2 protein-coding genes and 1 pseudogene are annotated in these 3,035 nt (G+C 49.8%); all 3 read right to left on the bottom strand.

From position 1 onward, the window contains the following. A partial coding sequence (locus ACLTD4_RS33655; protein WP_412331972.1) for a ketopantoate reductase family protein occupies positions 1 to 920 on the bottom strand: 920 nt, incomplete at its 3' end. After that, a pseudogene (gene proC / locus ACLTD4_RS33650) lies at positions 917 to 1,740 on the bottom strand (pyrroline-5-carboxylate reductase). The gene ACLTD4_RS33655 and the pseudogene proC, both read right to left, overlap by 4 nt. Positions 1,741 to 1,774: 34 nt before the next feature. Further along, the gene (locus ACLTD4_RS33645; protein WP_055660210.1) at positions 1,775 to 2,971 is read right to left on the bottom strand and encodes a DUF3798 domain-containing protein; all 1,197 of its coding nucleotides are present in this window, start codon (positions 2,969 to 2,971) and stop codon (positions 1,775 to 1,777) included. Positions 2,972 to 3,035: the final 64 nt, after the last annotated feature.

Raw genomic sequence — 3,035 nt, 5'->3', positions numbered from 1 at the left:
GTCTGATTTGTTTTCCCCTCCATCGCATGAACCAGCTCCACGACCATTTCATGAGAAGGAACAGGGACTCCGTTTTTGTGACCGGAGCGTACTACCGAACCGCTGATGGCATCTACCTCCGTCTTTCTTCCATCACGAAGATCAGCGTATATGGAGGGATATCCCTGCCTGGCTCCTTCCAACAGACTGCGGAGACCTGCCAGCACCTTCTCCGGTTCGAAAACAATGCCTTCTGCCCGTGCCGTTTCTATCGCCTCCCTTACCAGCCGTTCTACCAGGCTCCATGCATGGGCATTGTCCAATAAATAGCCCTGGGACACCTGTAAAATTCCGGATACAACACTTACAGAAGTGTTCACAAACAGCTTGTCCCAGATCAGGCGCCGGATATCTTCAGATACACTGGTCTCTATACCGCACGCTGACATCTCTTCCCCCAGTGCATATACCGAAGTATTTCTGCCATGTACAAAGCCAATACAGGTAGCCCCTCCGCCTCCATGGAGAACCGAAGTATTTCCTGTTAAAACGCTGTTATGGCGTGTTGTTCCGATGACCACATGTGATTCGTCCACAAATTCTTTCAGCAGTTCCTCATGCCCACATCCATTCTGAAGTGTCAGAAGAAGCGTATCCGGACCGAACAGTCCACGGTTCTGCTCTAGAACCTCTCTGGATACCAGTGATTTAGTAAAAAGCATAACCACATCGGGTGTCTCCCCCGAGCTTTCTCCCGATACAGCCGCCTGCGGAAAGAAATGATTTTCTGCCCCGTCTTTTTCACGAACCAGGACTCCGTTCTTCTTCAAATCATCCGTTTTCTCCGCATGATGTCCATAAATACATACTTCGTTTCTCCTGCTGAGCAGTCCGCCGAACAACAGCCCCATGGCGCCTGCTCCTAACACAGCTATTTTCATACGGCATCTTCCTGCTGCTTTCCCATAGACTTTGATTTGCGCATACAGACCATTACTGCATTCTGCACCGCGCTGCGCATCCCCCGCTCTTCCAGTTCCATAACCGCGTCAATCGTCGTTCCTCCCGGACTGCATACCATATCCTTCAGCTCTCCCGGATGTTTTCCCGTCTCCAGAACCATCCTGGCGCTGCCCGCCACCGCCTGGGCACAGAAGGTATAAGCCAGCCCTCGTGGCATACCTCCTGCAACCGCGGCATCCGCCATCGCCTCAATAAAAAGATAGACATAGGCTGGTGATGAGCCTGAAACCGCTGTGACAACATCAAACAGGCTCTCCGCCACCTCCTCCGCACGGCCAAAGCTTCGGAACACTGCCAGCACATCTTCCCTCTGGGCCTGGGACACCAGATTATTAGAACAGACAGCTGCCATACCCTGTCCCACCATGGCCGGTGTATTTGGCATAACACGAATGACTGGAATGTCACAATTTAAGTACTTCATCAGGACAGAGAGCGATAAACCGGCTGCAATAGATACGACCACACTTTCACGGCGGACCGTTTCCCTGATCTCTGCAATTACCGCCGGGCAGACATTCGGCTTTACTGCCAGAATCAGAATGTCTGCGAAGGCCGCCGTTTTACAGTTCTCATCGGTTATTCCAATCCCGTATTCCGCCTTCAACGCTTCCAGCCCCTATGGTTTTTATCCGATACCAGGATATCTCCAGGCTCTGCAATTCCCGATTTCAGCATTCCTCCGATGATCGCCCTGCACATATTGCCGCCGCCTATGAATCCAAATTTCCGCTCCATTAAATCCCAACTCACTTTCCGATGTAATTTACTGTTAATAGGTCATGTTCGGTGCCGTTACTGCAAAATAATTTTCATAGTTTTCATACAGGGTAACGCTCGCTCCCTCGCCCGCAAGATTGGTCAAAATAGTCTGAAGGGCATCGATATCGACCTTTCCATTGGTCTTTCCGTCCAGGTATTCCATACAGTACTGAACACCGCCTCTTAAGGACATATTCGTAACAGACAGCGGCCAGCCGGTAAAGTGACCTGTCATGTTCTTCTCCGCCGCTTTTTCCACGATCTGCTTGTTCAGATAATCGTAATCACCCGCGTACTCTTCCGGGATCTCGATTCCCAGAGGATTGGCATAGAATGTAGGGGATGGATCCTTTATAATCAGATAATATCCTTCCTGGCGGTCTGCCAATGTCTTGATAATTGGCTCTGTCTGAGAGAGGTTCGTTCCATAGAATGCAGTCATCTCACCGTACTCATCCAGCTTTTTCGGCACGTCCTCCAGAACAAACTGCTGTGTACCTGTTGTACCTGCATCCGATGTCGGATCCGGTGTCGTTACGTCCACGAAGGCAATTCCCAGTTCTTCGCACTTCGCCTTTAAATTGTCATGATACGCCAGTTTCGTCGCAATCGCCAGATGGCGTGGGAAGGAATAGTGCAGAACGGTTTTCACGCCGAGTTCGTTAAGAATTTCCGCGTCCTGAACACCAGCGGTCGAAAAGTCTGTGTTAAATACAACATCTGCTGCCTGTGCAATTACATCATTATCGTCCATCGGAAGTCCAGCCCAGATAAATATATCATCGCGGACTTCACGGATCTTATCAATCGCTGCCGCTGTTCCGCTTACAGACTGGGTAAAGATAATCGCCTTCATATCCGGATCAGATGCCAGGGATAATGCGGTGGAAATAGTTGTCTCCATCTCTGTTGCAAAGTTATCCGGGAACGTTACATGGACAACCGTGTCCGGATATTCTGCAACCAGGTCCTCTGCAACCCGGTACTCCTCTTCCGCCTGGGATACGGTGGTAGTCATAATTCCGATCTTATAACCGGCGTTTTCTGCCGCCTCCACCGTCTTTTCCAGAGTTTCATCCGTTGCCGCCTTCGCGGCCTCTGCCGTAGTTGTCGTCTCCGGTGTTCCGCTGCCTACTGTACTTCCGCATGCAGTCAGCCCCAGGATCATTGTAAGTGCCAGTGCAGTTGAAATCACTTTTTTAAACATAATCTTCCTCCTTAATGTTGATTCCTTTTTTATTTTTGTTTTTTATTTATTTTCTTCTTTAGAG

It is taken from the genome of Hungatella sp. (assembly GCF_046966825.1).
Note: the sequence above shows the minus strand (reverse complement) of the source record. Positions and strands in the feature narration are given on the sequence as shown.

Bases quoted from the DNA above. Each gene is read 5' to 3' on its own strand.
- ACLTD4_RS33645 (WP_055660210.1), bottom strand. From the start codon at position 2,971: ATGTTTAAAAAAGTGATTTCAACTGCACTGGCACTTACAATGATCCTG.